Raw genomic sequence first — 17914 nt, 5'->3', positions numbered from 1 at the left:
GCGGTGGCGACGGCGATGATGCGCTCAATGGGGGAGACGGGGATGATCTCTTGATGGGCGACAGCGGCAACGACACCATGCTTGGCTCGATGGGTGACGATGTGCTTTTCGGTGGCGCTGGCGCCGATACGCTCCACGGCGGCCCCGGTAACGACCTGCTCTTTGATCGCGGGGACGATCGGGTCGACTTTCTCAACGGCGGGGCAGGAAATGACATCCTTATGGGGGATCACGGTGACATTCTGAATGGCGGCACCGGCGCTGATATTTTCAGTCTCATTGTCCAAAATAATGCGGTCGTCGAAGATTATGATGCGCAAGAAGACAGGATCGAGATTGTCTATCAAGGCGATCCTCCAAACATGACAACCAAACAAACCGATGCCGGGCTCATCCTATTGGCGGACGGCGAAATCATCGCGACGTTCCCACAACTGTTTGAACTGGATACTGGGTCGATTGTTTTGCAATCCGCCTCAAGCATCTCGGGATAGGTCCAAAACACTTCAACAAAGCTCTTTTCTTTTGGGTGAATTCCCCCTAAACGCACCCATCCGAGCAAGGAATCCCTTGGGCGGACACTCCACGGGCCCTTCTGGACGACATCCCGGATCGCGCCATCAACCCTCTAGATAAGGAGACCCCGATGTCGATTACTGCCGAAGAAAAAGCACGGATCATGAAGGAATTTGCAACCAAAGAGGGCGACACCGGTTCCCCCGAGGTGCAAGTCGCAATCCTGTCCAGCCGCATCGCGACGCTGACAGAGCACTTCAAGACCCACAAGAAAGACAATCACGGTCGCCGTGGTCTGTTGAAAATGGTGGCTTTGCGCCGCAAACTGTTGGATTACACAAAGTCCAAAGACGAAGCACGCTACCAAAGCCTGATCGAACGCCTCGGTCTGCGCCGTTAAGCCTGCAAGTCACCGAATAAGCAAAGACGCCCGTCATTGACGGGCGTTTTTCGTATTCACCACCCAGATCTCAGACAAAGGATCGTGCTGTAGACGGATCTCTTCGCAAGACCTTTCATCTGCTTTGGTAAAGCTTGATCCTCCGTCCCTCTTACGACCATGCTTCAGGCGCCTAAACTGATGCAATTTTCAGACATCGACCGGCGCAAAATCAATTCAAGCCATCCGGGCCCGAGACAGAGATTGGTGCGCGGCTATCCTGCAAGAGCAAACTGTTCGGACATTTCACTGGCGGTCTGCAAACCGCTGCCATGGAAATGCGCAGCAAGCCTCTGCATCTCTCCCGCTTTGGCCTGCAGCTTACGCGAAGATGCGGCACTTTCATCAACCATTGCTGCATTCTGCTGTGTAACTTTGTCCAGCATGTCGATGCCGACATTAATCTCCGATAGCCCCGTTGCTTGCTCTTCCGCGCTATTGGCAATCTCTTTGATGTGGTTTGCAACTTTATTGACGCCCGTAAGCACTTCTTCGATTGCCGATCCCATGTCGGACACAAGTTTCACGCCATGTTCAATTTCTTCATTTGACCCTACGATCAGGCGACGGATTTCCGAAGCGCCATCAGATGATCGTTGTGCCAGCGCCCTGACTTCCGATGCGACGACTGCAAATCCCCGTCCAGCATCACCGGCGCGCGCGGCCTCAACGCCCGCATTCAGCGCCAAGAGGTTTGTCTGAAACGCGATGTCATCCATCAACTGCACGATATTACCAATTTGCTTTGACGACTCCTCGATCGTTTTCATGGCCGTCACGGCTTGTGTCCCGACTTCTTCTCCACGCTCGGCTTCGAGACGGGTGCTGTCGATTGCATTGACAATTTCGCGTGCGCCCGCAGCAGTCTTTGTTACGCTATTGCCAATTTCGTGCATGGCGGCCACCGTCTCTTCCAGTGTCGCAGCCTGGTTTTCGGTCCTTTGTGACAAACTCGCTGTACCATCACTGAGTTTTTGCGCATCAACATTTATCTGCTGGGCATTGATCTGCAGATTTCTAACGATGCCACTCAGCGCAGAAAGAGTTTCATTGAAGTTGTTGCGCAACACTTCAAATTCTTCCGGAAATCTATCCTTGATCGCGCAGTCGAGCGCCCCTTCCGACAAAGCTGCCAATGCTTTGCCTATTTTCTCCATGACTTGGCTCTGCGTTTCAGCACTCTGCCGTTGCGCATCGATAGCTCTCTTGCCTGCGGCGAGGTCGTTTTTGAAGTTTTCGAGAGCACGGGCAATATCTCCAAGCTCATCACCGGTCTTTGTCTCTGAAACGATGCTTTCCAAATCACCGTCGGACAGACCATTTACACTATTCGCCAGACGCACAATCCGACGCGTCAACGTATTGGCAATCCCGTAGCCGAGGCCAATGATGATGACAAACACGATACCGGTTTGAATAGCGGCGAGGAACAAAAGGTCATTTATTTGCGCGTTGGCTTCCTTCAAGTCTTGCTCAAGCACCAGTCGCCATTTTTCATCAAAGATTTCTATGACTTTCGTGTAAGCAACGACCTGTTCACCTGACAATCCTGTCACGCCGTAAAGCTTGGTTTCTTCCTCATTGCGGGCGGACATAATCTGCGGCAAGTTCGGCAGTTGGTCAAAAATCTCGTGGCCGCCTGTCTTGAGCGACATGGACCGCGCAGTTCCATCTTCTGCAACAGCGTAGATCTGGCCAGTTTCGCCCAAGACCGGAGAATCTGAAAGAATCTGCCCAATCTGATCCACTGCTAGCTGTAAGGCCACGACACCGATCCGATTTCCCAAGGGATCAAAGACAGGTGTGGCAACAAATTTGGCTGGCGCCCCAAAACTCGGCGCATAGGGCGCAAAATCGGTCATATACGTTTGCCCTGCGGGCAGTGCTACGGCGGTCTTGAATGCCATGCCCAACCCGCTTTCTGCATACCTGCCGTTCCGGAAATTAGTTGCAAAGTCGGATTCTTTGAAGACCGAATAAATCAGATTTCCATCCAGATCGAAAAGAAACAGATCATAGTAACCGCCCAGGACTTGCAAGCTTCGAAAACCCGGGTGGTATTCCCCATGCGCAGCAGACCAAACTGAACCATCATTCGCAGCCATCAACTGATCCTTTTCCCCCGCAGGATGGATGTTTTCAGTGATGTAAAGGCGCTGCAGAGTTTGTGTTGGGTCGCCCTCCAAGGCTGTCCAACCGTCACCAAAGGCCATGATCGCATCTTGCGTGGCTTTCCCGACTGCCAAGCCTTGAACATCTCGATGGGCGGTTGCAAGCCAGATAGACAATGCTTCTGACTGCTTTTCAAACAGCTGTTCGAATGAAAATGATCGCTGTTCGCTCAGCGCACTGCGCGCCTTGAGGAAAGACAAGGTCGATACTGCGATCAGCACGGCCAAGGTCGGCACAGCGACCAAGATAGGAAACTTGTATCTGATTTTCATGCGCCGCCACATGTTGCGGCGGTTTTTGCCGTCCCAAGTTGTAGTCATAGCAAAAGTCCTTTGGATAATGACGCGATAGGTGAGGATCGTTTGGCCAACTGGTATAGGCAGTCAGTTTAAATTCACTTAAGACCGCTATTCAGCCGGATCCGAAGGTTTTGGGGTCAAGGTGCAACGTGCTTTTGCGGCACCCCTTCCCAAAGACCCAAATCTGCGGTATGGCCCGCAAATCTTGAGAGACCGGCGCCCGCATCCCAGCGCCTGACAAATAAGATATCGGGATGAGGGGGAATACGCCCCCTACGCAAAAGGCCGCCAAAAGGGCCAACTAGGAAAACATGCATGTTTAATGAAGTGAAGAAATCAATCCAGTGGGGCGAGGAAACGCTGACACTGGAAACGGGCAAGATCGCCCGCCAAGCCGATGGCTCTGTCATCGCAACGCTGGGCGAAACCAGCGTCATGGCAAACGTCACGTTCGCCAAGACCCAAAAGCCGGGGCAGGACTTTTTCCCGCTGACCGTCCACTACCAAGAGAAATACTATGCCGCGGGTAAAGTGCCTGGCGGCTTTTTCAAGCGCGAAGCGCGTCCCACAGAAAAAGAGACGCTGACATCCCGCCTGATCGACCGCCCAATTCGTCCGCTGTTCGTGCCCGGCTTCAAGAACGAAGTTCTGGTGATGTGCACCGTGCTGTCCCACGACATGGTCAATGACCCCGACATGGTTGCGATGATCGCAGCCTCTGCGGCGCTGACCATTTCAGGCGCACCGTTCATGGGCCCGATCGGCGCATGCCGCGTTGGTTTCGTGGATGGCGAATACATCCTGAACCCTGAAATCGACGACATGCACAATCTGCGCATGAACCCAGAGCAGCGTTTGGACCTTGTTGTCGCTGGCACCAAAGACGCCGTGATGATGGTGGAATCCGAAGCTTACGAGCTGTCCGAGGATGAAATGCTGGGCGCGGTGACTTTTGCGCACAACGCGATCCAGCCCGTCATCGACCTGATCATTGATCTGGCCGAAGCCTGTGCCAAAGAGCCGTTCGAGTTCCAGCCAGACGATTACTCGGACCTGTCCGCCGCTGTCAAAGCGGCTGGCGAAGACAAGATGCGTGCCGCTTATGCGATCACCGACAAGCAAGAGCGCACCACAGCTGTTGCAGAGGCGAAAGCTGCGATTGTCGAGGCACTGACCGACGAGCAGAAAGAAGACGGCAACCTTGGTTCCGCACTGAAAAAGCTGGAATCCAGCGTTCTGCGCGGCGATGTGGTCAAGAATGGTAAGCGGATCGACGGGCGCGCGCTCGATACCATCCGTCCGATCGTTTCTGAAACTGGCATCCTGCCACGGACTCACGGGTCGGCCCTGTTCACACGCGGCGAAACCCAAGGTCTGGTTGTGACCACTTTGGGCACCGGCGACGACGAACAGATGATCGACGCGCTGACCGGCATGTATAAATCCAACTTCATGCTGCACTATAACTTCCCTCCCTATTCGGTCGGTGAAGTTGGTCGTGTATCTGGCCCGGGCCGTCGCGAGATCGGTCATGGCAAACTGGCATGGCGTGCGCTTCAGGCTGTGCTGCCTGCGCCGACAGACTTCCCTTACACCATCCGCGTTGTGTCGGAGATCACTGAATCAAACGGTTCGTCTTCGATGGCGTCTGTTTGCGGTGGTTCTTTGTCCATGATGGACGCAGGTGTGCCGTTGAAAGCCCCTGTTGCCGGTGTGGCCATGGGTCTGGTGATGGAAGAAGACGGATCATATGCTGTTCTGTCCGACATTCTGGGTGACGAAGACCACCTTGGTGATATGGACTTCAAGGTTGCGGGTACCGAAAACGGGATCACGTCCTTGCAGATGGACATCAAGATCGCAGGCATCACGCCAGAGATCATGAAAAAGGCGCTTGAGCAGGCCAAAGCTGGCCGTTTGCATATCCTTGGCGAGATGAGCAAAGCGCTCACCGGCGCGCAGGAATTCAGCGTCCACGCACCCAAGATCGAAACCATGCAGATCCCTGTCGACAAGATCCGTGAAGTCATCGGGTCCGGCGGTAAGGTCATCCGCGAGATCGTCGAAGTCTCTGGTGCCAAAGTCGATATCAATGACGACGGCGTGATCAAACTGGCATCCAACGATGCCGAGGCGATCAAGAAAGCCTACGACATGATCTATTCCATCGTGGCCGAACCAGAAGAAGGCGCAATTTACAAAGGCACAGTTGTGAAACTGGTCGACTTTGGCGCTTTCGTGAACTTCTTTGGCAAGCGCGACGGTCTGGTCCATGTGTCCCAGATCGAGAACAAGCGGCTGAACCATCCTTCCGACGTCCTCAAGGAAGGTCAGGAAGTATGGGTCAAGCTTTTGGGCTTTGATGATCGCGGCAAGGTCCGTTTGGCCATGAAGATGGTCGATCAGGCAACAGGTCAAGAACTGGCGAAAGAAGAAGTGGCAGAATAAGTCACGCTACTTCCATTTTGAATACGACAGAAACACCCGGTCCATGTGGCCGGGTGTTTTGTATCCAGCACTTGGAACCGGCGCGTTCCCAACATGGGAAATTGAAAAATATTCAGTTGTGTGACTTCCATGACGTAAACTTCATCTTATAGTTTCATGTGATCCTAAGATTATGGATCAATAATTTGGAAGAGGGACACAAATGAATTTGAAAACACTTCTCACTGCAACTGCTCTTTGTACGTTTGGCGCAATGGCCAGCGCACAGGACATGGGTGAACTATCTGTCGGCGTCGGTGTCACGAACTTTGGTTACTCACTCGAAGGCGAATACAGCATCAGTCCAACCCTGTCAGTGCGCGGCATGATCATGGGTGGCTTCAGCATCAACGATGAAATCGAAGTTGAAGATGAAACCGTCGATGGCGAAGCCAATCTTGGCGGTTTAGCTCTGCTCGCCGACTATTACCCATTTGCCAACCCATGGCGTGTGTCTGGTGGCTTGTTCTTTTCAAACAGCGATGTCACCGGAACATTCGATTCAGGTTCAGGCACATATGAAGGCGAGATCGCTTTCGAGAACGAAGTTGCGCCATTGATAACAACTGGCTTTAGTGCAGAAATTGCGCAGGGCTGGTCGATATCAGGCGACATCGGCGTCATCGTTTCATCACTGGAAGCTTCGTCAGACGATGCCACTCCGGCTGTTCAGGCTGACATTGACGACATCAATGCCGATCTGTCCGACATTCCTGTTTTCCCGTTCATCGGCTTCGCCGTCAGCTACACATACTAAGCGCGCAGCTTCAAACAGATAAGGCCCCGGCGTTGGTCCGGGGCCTTATCTTTTTCTTGACCATCAACCCTTAAGCTGCGTGGTCCGCAGGTAAGGGAACACGGTTGTAAAGTCTCCGTACTTTGCCTTTGCATCTTCATTGCTGACAGTCGCCGGAATGATCACATCATCGCCCACATTCCAGTTCGCAGGTGTTGCCACCCCTTCACGCGCCGCCGTTTGCAGACCGTCCAGCGCGCGCAGGACCTCGGCAAAGTTCCGGCCCACGTTCATTGGATAGGTCATCGACAGCTTCAATTTCTTGTCGGGGCCAATGATAAAGACAACACGCACAGTTGCGCTGTCTGCTGGCGTGCGCCCGTCGGGCAGATAGGCGTCGGCAGGCAGCATATCGAAAGCCTTGGCGACGGTCAGATCTTCGTCAGCGATAATCGGGAAACCAGCCTTGGCATGGGCGAATGTTTCGATATCGCCCTTCCACTTTTTGTGCTCTTCCACGCCGTCAACACTGATGCCCATGACTTTGGTGCCGCGTGCGGCCCATTCGTCAGCCAATTGGGCAACGGCACCAAATTCTGTGGTGCAGACCGGCGTGAAATCCTTGGGGTGGGAAAACAGGATGGCCCAGCTATCGCCTATCCATTCATGCAGGGACAATGTGCCCTGATCCGTTTCAACGGTGAGATCTGGAATCGTGTCGTTAATGCGCAAGCCCATGGGTATATTCCTTTGTTGCATTGGATAAATTCCATATAGGCACTTCGCCCTGCACTTGCCACCGTGGCTTGCGTCTGCGCCGTGGCAATGCGACAAGAATCCCGAAAACCTTTGGGAGAAACGCGATGATCGAGAACCGCAATTTCTATATCAATGGCGCTTGGGTCGCCCCGGCGAAAGCACATGATCACAATGTCATTAACCCTTCCAACGAGGAAGTCTGTGCCATTATTTCACTGGGCGATCAGGCGGATACAGACGCGGCAGTTGCCGCGGCCAATGCCGCCTTCCCCGCTTGGGCCGCGACTGATCCTGAAACCCGTGCAGGCTATGTCAAAGCGATCCTTGCTCAGTATGAGGCCCGCAAAGAGGAAATGGCCCAAGCCATCAGCCTCGAGATGGGTGCACCGATTGACATGTCGCGCGACGATCAGGCGCCCTGCTTGCCTTGGCATCTGGAGAATTCGCTTGAAGCCATGAAGGAAATCGCCTGGCTGCGCCCTCTTGGCCCTCACGCACCGAACGACCGCATCTCGATGGAACCGATTGGTGTTGTGGGACTGATCACACCGTGGAACTGGCCGATGAACCAGGTCACACTGAAAGTAATCCCCGCGCTGCTGGCCGGTTGCACGATGGTGCTGAAGCCATCCGAGGAAGCGCCGCTGTCTTCGCTTCTCTTCGCGGAATTCGTCCATGATGCCGGCGTGCCCGCGGGTGTTTTCAACCTAGTGAACGGCGATGGCCTGGGTGTCGGCAACCAGTTGTCGCGCCATGAGGACGTGGCGATGATCAGCTTCACCGGATCGACCCGCGCGGGCAAAGCCATTTCGATTGCGGCGGCTGAAACGCTCAAACGCGTCACGCTGGAATTGGGCGGCAAGGGCGCGAACGTGATTTTCGCGGATGCAGACGAAAAGGCGGTAAAGCGCGGTGTGATCCACTGCATGAACAACACTGGCCAGTCCTGCAACGCCCCGACGCGGATGCTGGTCGAACGGTCGATTTATGATCAGGCCGTTGAAACGGCTGCTGAAGTCGCCTCCAAGATCACCGTTGGCCCAGCCTCTGAACCCGGTGACCATATCGGCCCTGTGGTGAACAAGACCCAATGGACCAAGATTCAGGAAATGATCGAGGTTGGCATCAATGAAGGTGCGCGCCTTGTGGCGGGTGGCCCTGGCTTGCCCGAAGGGATGAACCGCGGATACTATGTGCGCCCCACGGTCTTTGCTGATGTGAACAACCAGATGCGTATTGCGCGTGAAGAAATCTTCGGGCCTGTCCTGTCGATCATTCCTTTCGATACCGAAGAAGAAGCGATCGCAATCGCCAATGACACGCCCTACGGACTGACCAACTATGTCCAGTCCCAAGATGGCGCACGGCGCAACCGTATGGCTTTGGCGCTGCGCTCTGGCATGGTCGAGATGAACGGCAAGTCGCGTGCGGCCGGTTCACCCTTTGGCGGGGTCAAGATGTCTGGCCGCGCCCGCGAAGGCGGTGTCTGGGGGATCGAAGAATTCCTCGAGGCCAAGGCGATCTCCGGCTGGGCCGCAGAATAGTGTCATGTGCATGGGCGCACGAAAATAGTGCGCCCATGGGGCTTTCGTGCATTTGATTTAAGGCTATGTAGCTTTCCAACGAAAAGGAGAGTGACATGATTAAACAGATCAAGGGCCTGCACCACGTTACATCGCTGGCCAGCGATGCGCGCGAGAATAACGCCTTTTTCACAAACGTACTCGGTTTGCGCCGCGTGAAGAAAACTGTGAACTTTGACGCGCCCGACGTTTATCATCTGTATTATGGCGACGAGGCAGGAACACCCGGCACCGTGATGACCTATTTCCCCTTTCCGAACGCGCGGCGCGGGTCGAAAGGCATCGGCGAGGTTGGCCGCACGGCTTTCAGCATTCCGACAGGAACGTCCCAAGCATGGCTTGACCGTTTTGCCACATTCGGCGTGGCAGGCGTGTCGCAAGATATCCGCTTTGGTCAAAAGCGCGTTCTGTTCGATGGACCTGACGGTGACCAGTTCGCATTGGTCGAAAGTGATGACGACCGCACACCATGGACCGGCAATGGCGTGAGCGCAGAGATCGGTATCCGCGGATTCCAATCTGCAGACATGCGTTTGAAGAATGCGGGCGCCAGCGCTGAATTGTTGCAGTTCATGGGTTACGAAAAGCAAGAGACGGAAAACAATGTGACTCGCTTTATCGTGCCGGGCGGCAATGACGCCAACACGATTGATCTGGAAGAACTGCCGTCAGCGGGCTTTGCGGCTCAAGGTGCGGGTTCTGTCCACCACCTGGCTTTTGCGGTGGAAAACCGTGCGCGCCAGTTGGAAGTGCGCGAGGCGCTGCTAGACACCGGCTATCAGGTGACGCCTGTCATCGACCGTGACTACTTCTATGCGATCTATTTCCGTACCCCCGGCGGCGTGTTGTTCGAAGTCGCAACGAACGAGCCCGGCTTTGACCGCGACGAGGACACAGCGCATCTGGGCGAGGCACTGAAGCTGCCAAGTCAGCACGAGCATTTGCGCGCCCGTCTTGAAGGCTATCTGCAACCGCTTGAGGGTTAAAATGACCTATGTTGCGAAACGCACGAAGGGAACAGCGGGCGCTCCGCTGTTCCTGACGTTCCACGGCACCGGCGGTAACGAGGCGCAGTTTCATGGCTTTGCCGAACAATTGGCACCGCAGGCGCATGTGACTTCGCCGCGCGGCGATGTGTCCGAACACGGGGCGCTGCGGTATTTCCGGCGCACCGGCGAGGGCGTCTATGACATGGAAGATCTTGCCGCGCGCACCACTGCGATGGCGGCCTTTATCAAGGACGAAATCGCACAGACCGGTGCCACCAGGACCATCGGACTGGGTTATTCGAACGGGGCCAATATTCTGGCGGCTGTTGCGTTGGAGCACCCAGATCTGGTGGATGACCTGATCCTGATGCATCCGCTGATCCCTTGGTCCCCTGCGCCGCAAGCTGGCCTTGCAGGGCGGCGGATCCTGATTACGGCTGGTCAGCGTGATCCCATTTGCCCCGCATCTCTGACACAAAGCTTTGTGGAATACTTGCGAGCGCAAGGCGCTGAGGTCAGCGTGCATTGGCACTCTGGCGGCCACGGGATCGAACAATCAGAGATCGACGCGATTGCAGGATTTCTAGGAGGCTAGAACGGACACTTTGCGGTCACCCGCATCCCCTGACCCCCGTCAGGGTGGCGGAACTGCAATGTTTCGGAATGCAGCATAAGGCGCGGGTAATCCCGCGCCGGACCTTCCGCATAGAACGGATCGCCCAAGATCGGATGACCCAAGGCCAGCATATGCACACGTAACTGATGCGACCGGCCCGTGCGTGGCATCAGCTTGACCCGCGTTTCACCGAGCTTGGCGCGCACCACGCGCCAGTCTGTCTGCGCAGGTTTGCCGTTTTCATGATCAACCATCTGCTTGGGGCGATTTGGCCAATCCACGATCAAAGGCAAATCGACCGTGCCGGTCTTCTCGGCCATTTCGCCCCAGACACGGGCGATATAGGTTTTCTTGGTCTGGCGGTTTTCGAATTGCAGACCCAGATGGCGCTGGGCGTGCGGGGTCAAGGCAAAGATCATTACGCCGGATGTATCGCGGTCCAGACGGTGGACCAGCAGGGCCATCGGAAAGGCGGCCTGCACCCGAGACAGCAGACAATCGGCAAGCTCCGGGCCCTTGCCGGGCACAGACAACAGACCGGCGGGCTTATCGACCAGCAGGACCTGATGATCGTCATGCAGAATCTGAAGCGGGACTTGCGGTGGGGCGTAATCACTCACCCGTAAACACGCTCACCGAAAATGGCAGAGCCGACGCGGACATGGGTCGCGCCCAAGGCAATCGCGCTTTCGAAATCACTGCTCATCCCCATCGACAGGCCCGACAACCCGTTGCGGGCCGCGATCTTGGCCAGCAGTGCAAAGTGCAGCGAAGGTTCCTCGTCAACAGGTGGGATGCACATCAGACCTTTCAAAGGCAAGTCCAGCGCGCGCACTTCGGCGACAAAGTCATCCGCTTCGCTTGGCAGAACGCCCGCTTTCTGCGGCTCTTCTCCGGTATTGACCTGAATAAAGAGATCGGGACACATCCCCATATCTTGTGCCAGCCGTGCGATGGTCGTGGCAAGTTTTGGACGGTCAAGGGTATGGATCGCCTGCGCCAGTTCCATCGCCTGTCTGGCCTTATTGGTCTGCAACGGACCGATCAAATGAAGCACGATGCCCTCATAGGTCTCGCGGAAAGCAGGCCACTTGCCGGCAGCTTCCTGCACCTTGTTCTCGCCAAAGATCCGGTGGCCTTGTTCCAAGATCGCCGCGACTCGCTCATTTGGCTGTACTTTGGACACCGCAATAAGGCTCACATCAGAGATTGGACGGTTTGCGGCATCACAGGCAGCGTTCACACGGGCCTGAATTTCAGCAAGTGGCATGGAAGGCTCCTGAAAATAAGGATCACGCTAGGTTTCGGCCTGAAATAAGCCGATTTGAAAGGGATGTCATGGCCCAAAAAATTGTGTGTCCTTGATGCATCATTTTCACCAAACAGCCCTTTTGTCGCCCCAATTCTCTTGAGTGTGCGCGCAGTTGGGAGCAGTTACTCCGCAATGCTAGGAAAACTGGCATTCTTGGGAATGCATAACACGAGGGAAAATATCCATGAAAAGCATCCTTCTTACAACAACAGCTATCGTCGCATTTGCTGGCGCAGCTTTTGCTGATGGACACGCTGGCGTAAGCTTTAGCGGCGACTTCACACTGGGCTTTAACGACGACAATGATAACGACGATGCAGTCGTAATCGGCGACAACGACGGTTTCTACTGGGAAGGTGACCTGAACGTCACTGGTACTGCAGCGCTCGACAACGGCGTGACAGCATCCGCAACGTGGGAATTCGACATTGCTGACGAAACCAACGGTCAGGCAACTGTCTCTGACAACGTTCTGTTGTCGTTGACTACAGATTCCGCTGGTCTCTATCTGGGCGACACATCTTTCGCTGCTGAAACACAGTGGAAATCCGCTGGCGACATGGAAGCAGACGGCTTCTCTGAAGCAGACGGCGAAAACGTTCTGCGTGGCGACGTAACAGTTGCTGGCATTGAAGCATCGATCTCGCTTGCATTGACCAATGCTGCCGGCGCCCGTGTTTCTGTCGACACAGACGAAGACTACGACCAACTGTCCTTCGGTGCTTCTGGCGATCTGGGTATGTTCGGCTTCGCAGTTGCATATCAGGAAGAGTCAACCTTTGCTCCTTACTTCTCGGCTGCAAACGGTGACTTCAACGACTCCGAAATCTTCGGTATCTCTGCTAGCGTAAGCGTTGCAGGTGCAGACATCACTCTGGCATATGCTTCTAACGAGACCATTGACGAGAACTCGACAGGTATCCAGGTTGCATATCCTTTCGGCCCAGTCACAGCCACTGTCTACTACGTGTCTGAAGACGATGGTTCCGACGAAGACAACTACGGTGCAACTGTTGCTTACTCCGACGGCCCAATCGCAGTTACTCTGGACTACGATTACGACCAAGGCGTGAACAAAGTTGGCCTCGACGGTTCTTATGACGTTGGCAATGGCCTGACAGTTCTTGCTGGTCTGTACGACCAGTCTGATGACGCAACTGCTGCAAACAACGGCACAGACTTCTACGTTGCAGGTACTTATGACCTGGGCGGCGGCGCAGAGCTGCTGATCTCCTATGCTGAAGCAGAAACTGCTGGCGCAATCGGTGACGACGAAGTTGGTGGTCCAGACTACCAAGTTGGTACAACTGTACAGGTTTCCTTCTCCTTCTAATCGAAGTTGAAGAACTGAATGCGAGAGCGGCCCCTTGGGGTCGCTCTTTGCTTTTGTGCAATGCCCTTTGCGCATAGTCCCTTGTGACACGCCCGCCCCTTCGCTACATATTTCGCCAACGTGGTTCACCCGGCTAAGGGGAAGTGGTTTGACTTTGATTTCGACGATATGGCGCAAGGCGCTTTCGGTTCTGGTACTGGGCGCATTGGTCGCCTGTGGCAGCGGAACTGCCCCCACGCCGCGCGGCGCCGAAAACGTGGCCGTGAACCGCTATCTCTGGGCTGCGTCTTTGGATGTCCTTAGCTTCCTGCCGGTGGAATCGGCTGATCCTTTCACAGGTGTAATCACCACAGGTTTTGGCACGCCCCCCGGCGGCAGCCGCGCCTATCGCGCGACTGTTCAGGTCAGTGACCCGGCGATGGACGCCCGCTCGCTCAACCTGAGCCTTTTGACCACCAGCGGCCCCGTCGCGCTTGAAACCCAACGCGCTGTTGAGAATGCGATCCTTGACCGCGCCCGCCAACTCCGGATTGCTGACGGCGCCCTATAGCCATCGGCCCCTTGCCCGATTATGAATACCGCCGGGCCCCTGCGCCCGGCGTTTCGCTTTTTGGAAAGACCCTGACTTATGACCACCTACACCCCCGCCGAAACCGAGGCGAAATGGCAGGCCGCCTGGGCCAAAGCTGAAACCTTCAAGGCGGAACGCAGCGCCGACAAGCCGAAGTACTATGTGCTAGAGATGTTCCCCTATCCCTCGGGCCGCATCCACATGGGCCATGTGCGCAACTACACGATGGGCGATGTGATCGCGCGCTACAAGCTGGCAACAGGGCACAACATCCTGCATCCGATGGGCTGGGATGCCTTCGGGATGCCTGCGGAAAATGCGGCAATGGCCTCGGGCGGTCACCCCAAGGACTGGACCTACCAGAATATCGCCGATATGCGCGCGCAGATGAAACCGCTGGGCCTGTCCATCGACTGGTCGCGTGAGTTCGCGACCTGCGATCCGGAATACTATGGGCAGCAGCAATCGCTGTTCATCGATTTCCTGTCCAAGGGTCTGATCTACCGCAAGAAAGCCGTGGTCAACTGGGACCCTGTCGATATGACCGTTCTGGCAAACGAACAGGTCATCGACGGCAAAGGCTGGCGCTCTGGTGCCGAAGTCGAACGTCGCGAGCTTGTACAATGGTTCTTCAAGATTTCCGACTATTCCGAGGAATTGCTGGACGCGCTGGATACGCTGGATAACTGGCCTGCCAAAGTGAAGCTGATGCAGGCCAACTGGATCGGCAAGTCACGGGGCTTGCAGTTTGCCTTTACCCGCACCGATGGTGGCGAGATTGAAGTCTATACGACGCGGCCTGACACCCTGCTGGGCGCGTCATTCGTCGGCATTTCCCCCGATCATCCGCTGGCGAAGGAGCTTGAAGCAAAAGACGAAAAGGTCGCCGCCTTCTGCGCGGAATGTCGTAAAGGTGGCACCACCGCCGAAGCGATCGAGAAGGCCGAGAAGCTTGGCTATGACACTGGCCTGACCGTCAAGCATCCGCTTGCGGGCCAGCCTGATCTGCCCATCTATATCGCGAACTTTATTCTCATGGACTATGGCACGGGTGCGATCTTTGGCTGCCCTGCGCATGACCAGCGCGACCTTGATTTCGCACGCAAATATGGCCTGCCCGTTATTGACACCTTCTTTGCGCTGGATGATGCAAAGCCCGTGGGAACAGAGGCTTTCGTACCCGCCAAGACCGAAAAGGTGAAATGGGTCGACCATTTCGCAGGTCTGGATGTGGCCACAGGCCAAGAGGCGATTGACGCCACCATCGACTTTGCCGAAGCCGCCGGCTGGGGCCAGGGCGTCACCAAGTTCCGCCTGCGCGACTGGGGCCTGTCCCGCCAGCGCTATTGGGGCTGCCCGATCCCGGTTGTCCATTGTGGCGACTGCGGTGTCGTGCCCGAAAAGAAGGAAAATCTGCCGGTCGAGCTGCCCTATGACGTCACATTCGATGTCCCCGGCAACCCGCTTGACCGCCACCCCACGTGGCGCGATTGCGCCTGCCCGTCCTGCGGCAAACCGGCCCAGCGCGAGACGGACACGATGGATACCTTCGTGGATTCCAGCTGGTACTACGCCCGCTTTACTGCGCCGCATGCGGAAACGCCGACCGTGGCCGAGGATGCCGCCTATTGGATGAACGTCGACCAGTACATCGGTGGCATCGAACACGCGATCCTGCACCTGCTCTACAGCCGCTTCTTTGCCCGCGCGATGCAGATCACGGGCCACCTGCCCGACAGTGCGATCGAGCCCTTTGATGCGCTGTTCACCCAAGGGATGGTCACGCACGAGATTTACCAGACCCGCGACAACAAAGGCCGCCCTGTCTATCACCTGCCCGAGGATGTGACGGACGGCAAGCTGGCAGATGGCACAACGGTTGAGATCATCCCCTCTGCGAAAATGTCAAAGTCCAAAAAGAACGTCGTCGACCCTGACGATATTCTGGCCCGATACGGGGCCGATACCGCCCGCTGGTTTGTGCTGTCCGACAGCCCGCCAGAGCGTGACGTGGAATGGACCGCTTCGGGGGCCGAGGCAACTTACAAGCACCTGAACCGTGTCCACCGGATTGCGACAGAGATTGCCGGACTAACGGATGAGGCCGGTTCAGGTGATGAGGATCTGATCCGCGCGATGCACAAGGCCATTCATGACGTGACTATGGGGGTCGAAACCTTCGGTTTTAACGCCGCCATTGCCAAGCTCTATGCTTTCACCAATCTGCTGGCGAAATCCAAGGCGGGCGGTCTGGCCAAACGGCAGGCGGCCATGGTTCTGGCGCAACTGATGGCCCCGATGACCCCGCATCTATCCGAGGAGATCTGGGCCATGTTAGGCGGTGACGGCCTGATCGCCAATGCACCTTGGCCTGTTGCGGACGCCGCGATGTTGGTCGAAGATACCGTGACAATGCCAATCCAGATCAATGGCAAGCGACGTGCTGAAATCAACGTTGCTGCAGATGCATCCAAGGAAGCGGTGGAGGAGATCGTCATGGAGCTTGATGTCGTTCAAAATGCACTCGCGGGGGCCGCGCCCAAGAAACTGATCGTTGTGCCGGGGCGGATTGTGAACATTGTCATCTGATCGCATCCCCCGCCGTATCCTGCTTGCGGGGCTGCTGGCCCTCTCGGGCTGCGGCTTTGTGCCTGTCTATAGCGATGGGGCCGCACTGCGCGGGCAGATCTCTTTCACTGCAAATGATACGGTCGCCGGCTTTCGTTTGCGCGAAAGGCTTGAAACACGGCTGGGCCAAAGCACCGCGCCGCGCTATCAACTTTCTGCCCGCGTCAGCCAAAGCCAGCGAACAGCGGCGATCACCTCGGACGGGGCCAATACACGGTTCAACATAATTGGCCGGGCGACATGGGCCCTCACCGAGAATGCGACCGGGTCTCGGATTGGAGCAGGCGAGGTCGAGGCTTTCACAAGTTACTCGGCAACAAGCTCTACCGTTGCCACGCAATCAACCAAGGATGACGCCGAAGCACGGCTTGCCGTCATTCTGGCAGACATGATTGTCAGCCGCATTCTTGTCCTGACTCCAGAGCCGGCGTCATGAAGCTGACAGGCGCAAGCGCCAATGGCTATTTCCGCAAGCCCGACCCCAGGCATACAGCGCTTTTGATTTTTGGCGCGGACCCGATGCGCGTCGCGGACAAGCGCCAGCAAGTGATTGCAGCACTTGTGGGCCCTCAGGGCGAAGAAGAGATGCGGCTGACGCGAATAAACGCAACTGACTTGCGCAAGGACCCTGCCCTTTTGAATGACGCCATAAAGGCACAGGGGTTTTTTCCCGGTCATCGCGTGGCCTTTGTAGAAGATGCTGCCGATAGTACGGCCAAGGTGATCGCCGACGCGCTTAGTGACTGGCAGGCTGGGGATGCCCAGCTTGTGATTACCGCAGGACAGCTGACAGCAAAATCAACATTACGCAAAACAGTCGAAGGCCACGGCAACTCTGTAGCGATCGGGTTGTACGATGATCCACCAACGATGGCCGACATCGAGCAAGCTTTGCGTGACGCCGGGGTGGCTCAGCCAAACCGTGACGTGATGGAGATGCTGATGGTCCTCGCCAGCACACTTGAGCCGGGCGATTTTCGCCAGACGCTCGAAAAAGTCAGCCTCTACAAGTACGGCGATGAAACGCCGCTGAGCATTGAGGATATCACCGCCAACGCCCCGCAGTCCGCAGAGGTGGACATTGACGACGTATTGGAGGTTGTGGCGATGGGCCAAACCGAAAGACTGGGGCCTATGTTGCGCAACCTTCATGCACAGGGTGTGACCTCTGTGACGCTCTGCATTGGCGCCACGCGGCATTTCCGCCGCCTGCATGTCGTTGCATCTGATCCGGGAGGGGTTGCTGCTGGGCTTGGACGGCTCGTGCCGCCCGTCTTCGGGCCAAGACGGGATAAGGTTGCCCGTCAGGCCAGCCAATGGGGTCGAGACCGGCTGGAGAAAGCTCTCACCGCGCTGACGGATGTGGATCTACAGCTTCGCTCGGCCAATACAGCACCGCCCGACGCGCTGATGGAGCGTACCCTCATCAGGCTGGCGATCATGGCACGGCGCTAAGGGGCTTCAAAACGAAAGA

General features: G+C 56.2%; 16 protein-coding genes. 12 read left to right on the top strand and 4 right to left on the bottom strand.

Annotation, left to right across the window (positions count from 1 at the left end):
- Together NWQ23_RS13215 and rpsO are read left to right on the top strand one after the other, a co-directional pair.
- Window positions 1-494, top strand: a 494-nt coding sequence (locus NWQ23_RS13215) for a calcium-binding protein (protein ID WP_306166844.1), incomplete at its 5' end; no start/stop codon positions are given.
- Between the two features lie 152 nt (window positions 495-646).
- The gene (rpsO, locus tag NWQ23_RS13210; protein ID WP_055295077.1) at window positions 647-916 is read left to right on the top strand and encodes a 30S ribosomal protein S15; all 270 of its coding nucleotides are present in this window, start codon (window positions 647-649) and stop codon (window positions 914-916) included.
- A 254-nt stretch (window positions 917-1170) separates the two neighbouring features.
- On the opposite strand, the gene NWQ23_RS13205 is transcribed toward rpsO, so the two are convergent.
- Window positions 1171-3447, bottom strand: coding sequence for a methyl-accepting chemotaxis protein (locus NWQ23_RS13205; RefSeq protein ID WP_306166842.1), 2277 nt, complete (start codon window positions 3445-3447; stop codon window positions 1171-1173).
- 294 nt (window positions 3448-3741) lie between these two features.
- Between NWQ23_RS13205 and pnp the strand changes: the two genes are divergently transcribed.
- Window positions 3742-5874: a polyribonucleotide nucleotidyltransferase gene (gene pnp, locus NWQ23_RS13200; RefSeq protein ID WP_306166841.1), complete on the top strand. Its 2133-nt coding sequence runs from the start codon at window positions 3742-3744 to the stop codon at window positions 5872-5874.
- 202 nt (window positions 5875-6076) lie between these two features.
- A complete protein-coding gene (locus tag NWQ23_RS13195) occupies window positions 6077-6670 on the top strand; it encodes a hypothetical protein (RefSeq protein ID WP_306166840.1) in 594 nt (197 codons plus the stop codon).
- Between the two features lie 63 nt (window positions 6671-6733).
- Here the strand turns inward: NWQ23_RS13195 and NWQ23_RS13190 are convergent, their stop codons facing one another.
- Window positions 6734-7387 (bottom strand): peroxiredoxin, encoded by a 654-nt coding sequence (locus NWQ23_RS13190; RefSeq protein WP_306166839.1) that lies wholly within the window; start codon window positions 7385-7387, stop codon window positions 6734-6736.
- Between the two features lie 125 nt (window positions 7388-7512).
- Between NWQ23_RS13190 and NWQ23_RS13185 the strand changes: the two genes are divergently transcribed.
- The 3 genes from NWQ23_RS13185 (at window position 7513) to NWQ23_RS13175 (ending at window position 10575) form a co-directional block, all read left to right on the top strand.
- Window positions 7513-8952, top strand: coding sequence for an aldehyde dehydrogenase family protein (locus NWQ23_RS13185; protein ID WP_306166838.1), 1440 nt, complete (start codon window positions 7513-7515; stop codon window positions 8950-8952).
- A gap of 95 nt (window positions 8953-9047) precedes the next feature.
- Window positions 9048-9977, top strand: a complete 930-nt coding sequence (locus NWQ23_RS13180; RefSeq protein ID WP_306166837.1) for a VOC family protein — start codon at window positions 9048-9050, stop codon at window positions 9975-9977.
- Between the two features lies 1 nt (window position 9978).
- A complete protein-coding gene (locus tag NWQ23_RS13175; RefSeq protein WP_306166836.1) occupies window positions 9979-10575 on the top strand; it encodes an alpha/beta hydrolase in 597 nt (198 codons plus the stop codon).
- On the opposite strand, the gene NWQ23_RS13170 is transcribed toward NWQ23_RS13175, so the two are convergent.
- Both NWQ23_RS13170 and NWQ23_RS13165 read right to left on the bottom strand, forming a co-directional pair.
- Window positions 10572-11216: an RluA family pseudouridine synthase gene (locus NWQ23_RS13170; RefSeq protein WP_306166835.1), complete on the bottom strand. Its 645-nt coding sequence runs from the start codon at window positions 11214-11216 to the stop codon at window positions 10572-10574. The genes NWQ23_RS13175 and NWQ23_RS13170 overlap by 4 nt on opposite strands.
- On the bottom strand, window positions 11213-11866 hold the full coding sequence (locus tag NWQ23_RS13165) for a YggS family pyridoxal phosphate-dependent enzyme (protein WP_306166834.1): 654 nt from the start codon (window positions 11864-11866) through the stop codon (window positions 11213-11215). The genes NWQ23_RS13170 and NWQ23_RS13165 overlap by 4 nt, the downstream gene beginning before the upstream one ends.
- A gap of 226 nt (window positions 11867-12092) precedes the next feature.
- On the opposite strand from NWQ23_RS13165, the gene NWQ23_RS13160 reads away from it, so the two are divergent.
- The 5 genes from NWQ23_RS13160 to holA all read left to right on the top strand — a co-directional run bounded on the left by NWQ23_RS13160 (window position 12093) and on the right by holA (window position 17895).
- Window positions 12093-13241 carry a porin gene (locus NWQ23_RS13160; RefSeq protein WP_306166833.1) on the top strand — a complete coding sequence of 383 codons (1149 nt, stop codon included), beginning with the start codon at window positions 12093-12095 and terminating at the stop codon, window positions 13239-13241.
- Window positions 13242-13446: 205 nt separating this feature from the next.
- Window positions 13447-13791, top strand: coding sequence for a DUF3576 domain-containing protein (locus NWQ23_RS13155; protein ID WP_372340133.1), 345 nt, complete (start codon window positions 13447-13449; stop codon window positions 13789-13791).
- A 78-nt stretch (window positions 13792-13869) separates the two neighbouring features.
- Window positions 13870-16401 carry a leucine--tRNA ligase gene (leuS, locus tag NWQ23_RS13150; protein WP_306166832.1) on the top strand — a complete coding sequence of 844 codons (2532 nt, stop codon included), beginning with the start codon at window positions 13870-13872 and terminating at the stop codon, window positions 16399-16401.
- On the top strand, window positions 16391-16876 hold the full coding sequence (gene lptE / locus NWQ23_RS13145; protein ID WP_306166831.1) for an LPS assembly lipoprotein LptE: 486 nt from the start codon (window positions 16391-16393) through the stop codon (window positions 16874-16876). Before leuS ends, lptE begins: the two co-directional genes overlap by 11 nt.
- Window positions 16873-17895 carry a DNA polymerase III subunit delta gene (holA, locus tag NWQ23_RS13140; RefSeq protein ID WP_306166830.1) on the top strand — a complete coding sequence of 341 codons (1023 nt, stop codon included), beginning with the start codon at window positions 16873-16875 and terminating at the stop codon, window positions 17893-17895. The genes lptE and holA overlap by 4 nt, the downstream gene beginning before the upstream one ends.
- Window positions 17896-17914 lie beyond the last annotated feature (19 nt).

Origin of the sequence: Yoonia sp., assembly GCF_030731595.1 — a bacterium.
In the GTDB taxonomy this organism is placed as follows: domain Bacteria; phylum Pseudomonadota; class Alphaproteobacteria; order Rhodobacterales; family Rhodobacteraceae; genus Yoonia.
This window is presented reverse-complemented; position numbering and strand designations above follow the sequence as displayed.